This window comes from Halovivax sp. (assembly GCA_007119345.1).
Taxonomy (GTDB): domain Archaea; phylum Halobacteriota; class Halobacteria; order Halobacteriales; family Natrialbaceae; genus Halovivax.
The window spans coordinates 1-3,976 of sequence record SKPV01000144.1 but is presented as its reverse complement, the minus strand read 5'-3'; the positions used below and the strand labels follow the sequence as shown (position 1 = coordinate 3,976).

Below are 3,976 nucleotides of genomic sequence, written 5' to 3'. Positions count from 1 at the left end.
GTCGACCGGATCGTGCTTTCGCGCGGTGGGGTCGACCGGATCGTGCTTTCGCGCGGTGGGGTCGACCGGATCGTGCTTTCGCGCGGTTGGGCCGACAGCCACCCGGCGTCGATTCGTCCGTCGTCGGTCGGGGCCTCGCGGAGAACGCCCCGGTACCGACCGGGACGTAACGCTTTCGTACGGTAAGATTGCAATTAGGTAGGCCAATGCTACCGTGTGCTTACCATTCGTGTGGAACTATCCGCACGTATATTGCTACCGTTGCCCGTTCGTGGATCTGGTATGGTGGATGCTACCAAGCGATCATTGGACCGTCGATCGGTACTCCGATACACGGGTGCGGCGGCTGCGGGGGCCGGACTCGCGTCGATCACCGGAGTCGCCGGCGCTCGAGCCCAGGAGCTCGAAGAGATAACGATCACGCTGTCGCAGTTCCCGGACACGATCGATCCGCTCGATCACATCACCGGGGACTTCTTCGACGTCTACGACCACATCTACGAGCCGCTGTTCGACTTCGAACCCGGGGAGGGGATCTTCCCGCGCGTCGCCGAAGACTGGGAGGCCCAGGACGACGGGACGACTACCGTCGAACTACGTGACGACGTCGTCTTCCACAACGGCGAGGAACTGACGGCCGAGGACGTCGCCTGGACGATCGACCGGACGGTCGATCCGGATATCGGCGTCGCGAGCCCGATCGGCACGTTCGGCCTCGGCTCGATCGAGGGGGCCGAGGCGGTCGACGACCACACCGTCGAGATCAGCTACGGCGCTGCGCCGGGGCTCGCGGAGTTCGAGTTCGGCAACTACGCTCGCGCCCTCAACCGTGACTGGGCGATCGAGAACCACGACGCCGAAGACGACGCGATCTCCGGCGCCGATCCGGAGGACTTCAACGGGACCGGCCCGTACGAGGTCGTCGACTTCACGTCGGGCGAGGAGATCGTCGTCGAGCGGTTCGACGACTACTGGGGCGAGGAGGTGCCGTTCGAGCGGATCACCTTCAACGCCTCCGGCGAGGCCGCCAGCCGGGTGGCGGCGGTCGAGACGGGCGAGTCAGACCTCGCCATCAACATCCTGCCCGAGGACGTGCCGACCATCCAGGACGCGGAGGGGGCCGACATCCGGAACGTGACGAGCTTTCGGAGCATCTTCTGTCCGATGAAGAACACGGCCGAGCCGTTCGACAGCCAGGAGTTCCGCCAGGCGATGAACTACGCCGTCGACAACGCGGGGATCGTCGACACGATTCTGGGCGGGTTCGGCGAGCCGCGCGGTCAGCCGGTGTCGCCCGGCGTCTTCGGTTTCAACCCCGACGTCGAGCCCTACGAGCAGGATATCGGGCGGGCCGAGAGCCTCGTTGAGGACAGCGGCTACGGCGGGATGGAGATCGAACTGACCGCGCCGTCGGGCCGGTACGTCCAGGACGCCGCGACCGCGGAGACGGTCGCCGACATGATCGACCAGCTCGACAACGTCAGCTGCGACGTGGACATCGTCGACTTCGGCGTCGTCTCCGACGCGAACTCCGCCGGCGTCGATCCCGACGAGATCGACATCTTCTTCTACATGATCGGCTGGGGCGTCATCACCGGCGACACCGACTACGGCGTCCAGGGCTTTTTCACGATCCCGGACAATCCGGACCGCACGTTCGACGACGAGGAGCTCAGCGACGCGATCCTCGAGAGCCAGCAGATCGAAGATCCCGACGAGCGCGAGCAGGCGCTCATGGAGGTCAACCAGCTGGCCCACGAGAAGGCGCCGTTCGTCTTCCTGCACACCCAGGAGAGCATCTACGGCGTCAACGAGGCGATCCAGTGGGAGCCCCGGGAGGACGAGACGATCTACGCCTGGGAGATGGAGGTTTGACGACGGTCGGCCGACCTCGACCGCCGGAGCGTTTGGGCGACGAACGGGTGGCCCCACTCGACGATCGGCGTTGTCGACCGTTTTGGGGTCCCACCGGGCGGACCGTCGGATCCGACGACTGGGACGGCGAGGCGGGGCTCGCGTTACCACCGGACGAACGGCTCGTGCGCACCGTTTCCGAACCGAAACCCATAGGGCCCGGTCCGACGGACCCTGAGTCGTGAGTCGGTACCGAACCCTCGGGCTGTTCCTCGCGCTGGCGATCGTCTGGGGGTCGGCGTTCGTCGCGATCGACGCGGGACTCGAGCACTTGCCGCCCGTGCTGTTCGCGGCGGTGCGCTACGACGTCGCCGGGATCATCATGCTCGCGTACGCGGCGTACGTCGTCGACGATCCGATCCCGCGGGGGCGGTCGCAGTGGGCGGTCGTCGCCGTCGGCGCGGGCTTGCTGATCGCCGCCTACCACGCGTTCCTCTTCGTCGGTCAGCAGCACACGACGGCCGCGGCCGCGGCGGTCCTCGTCAGCCTCTCGCCCGTCCTGACGACCGGTTTCGCCCGCGCGCTCGTTCCGCAGGACGCCCTGTCGCCGATCGGCCTGCTGGGCGTCGGAGTCGGCCTGCTCGGCGTGGCCGTCATGGCGCGTCCCGATCCCACAAATCTGCTGGCGACCGACACCGTCGCGAATCTGCTCGTCTTCTCGGCGGCGGCCTCGTTCGCGCTCGGGAGCGTCCTGACCAGACGGATCGACGCCGACTTCCCGATCGAGACGATGGAGGCGTGGTCGATGCTCGGCGGCGCGCTCCTCTTGCACCTGATGAGCCTCTGGCTCGCCGAGCCGATCGATCTCGGCGCCTGGACCCACCCCGAAGCGCTCGGCGCCGTCGCGTACCTCTCGCTCGTCGCGAGCGCGTTCGGCTTCCTGCTGTACTTCGATCTGCTGGAGCGGCTCGGCGCCGTCGAGATCAACATGGTCTCGTACGTGGCGCCGATCGTCGCGGCGATCGTCGGCTGGCTCTACCTCGGTCAGGTCGTCGACGCGGCGACGGTCGCGGGATTCGGTTGCATCGTCCTCGGCTTCGCGCTCGTCAAGCGACGGGCGCTGGGACGGGAACTGGTCACCGCCCGTCGGCGACGAACGGGCGGGAACTGAGGTGACGCGAGGTGCGGCGAGCGCCGGACCGGGGGACTGGCCTCTCCCGGTGAGGATCGGCCGGAAGCGCCAAAACTGCGGCCGCGGGCGTTACTGGAAGCCGATGCGACTGCCCCGGCGGCCGGTGACGGGGTCGCGGGCGCTGCCGCCGCGGAACTCCTCTTCGATCTGTTCGTAGTAGTCGAGGATGTCGTCGGTGATCGTCGGCCGGACGTTCTCCAGGGCCTGCCGGAAGTGCCGCATCTCGACGACGTCCGCCTCGGGGTCTTCCCGCAGGGCCTCGATCGCCCCCTCGCGGGCGATCGACTCCAGGTCCGAGCCGACGTAGCCGTCGGTGATCTCGGCGATCTCGCGGAGGCTGACGTCGGCCGCCAGCGGCGTGTTCTCGGTGTGAATCTCGAGGATGCGCTCGCGGCCGTCGGTGTCGGGCTCGCCGATCATCACCAGCCGGTCGAACCGACCCGAGCGCAGGAGGGCGGGGTCGATCATGTCCGGTCGGTTGGTCGCCCCGATGACCATCACGTTCCCCATCTCCTCCAGTCCGTCGAGCTCGGTGAGCAGCTGGTTGACGACGCGCTCTGAGACGTTCGAGCCCACCTCGCCGCCGCGGCCCGGCGCCAGCGCGTCGAGCTCGTCGAAGAAGATGACGGTGGGCGAGACCTGTCGAGCCTTGCGGAACGTCTGGCGAATCGCCTTCTCGGACTCGCCGACCCACTTCGAGAGCAGCTGGGGGCCCCGCACGGAGATGAAGTTCGCGTTCGTCTCGTTGGCGACGGCTTTCGCCATCAGGGTCTTGCCCGTCCCCGGCGGGCCGTACAGGAGGACGCCGGCCGGCGGATCGATGCCCATCCGCTCGAACTTCTCGGGCTGGTTGAGCGGCCACTCGACGGACTCCTGGACCTGCTCTTTGGCGTCGTGGAGGCCGCCGACGTCGTCCCAGGACATCTTCGG

Annotated in this window: 3 protein-coding genes; 2 read left to right on the top strand and 1 reads right to left on the bottom strand. The window is 67.7% G+C overall.

The window, feature by feature from the left end; all coding sequences use genetic code 11:
• The first annotated feature begins 282 nt into the window (after positions 1 to 282).
• Together QZT59_RS09945 and QZT59_RS09940 are read left to right on the top strand one after the other, a co-directional pair.
• Positions 283 to 1,875, top strand: a complete 1,593-nt coding sequence (locus tag QZT59_RS09945; RefSeq protein ID WP_290815050.1) for an ABC transporter substrate-binding protein — start codon at positions 283 to 285, stop codon at positions 1,873 to 1,875.
• A gap of 220 nt (positions 1,876 to 2,095) precedes the next feature.
• A complete protein-coding gene (locus QZT59_RS09940; RefSeq protein ID WP_290815047.1) occupies positions 2,096 to 3,025 on the top strand; it encodes a DMT family transporter in 930 nt (309 codons plus the stop codon).
• Between the two features lie 90 nt (positions 3,026 to 3,115).
• On the opposite strand, the gene QZT59_RS09935 is transcribed toward QZT59_RS09940, so the two are convergent.
• On the bottom strand, positions 3,116 to 3,976 hold an 861-nt coding region (locus QZT59_RS09935; protein WP_290815044.1), incomplete at its 5' end, for a 26S protease regulatory subunit.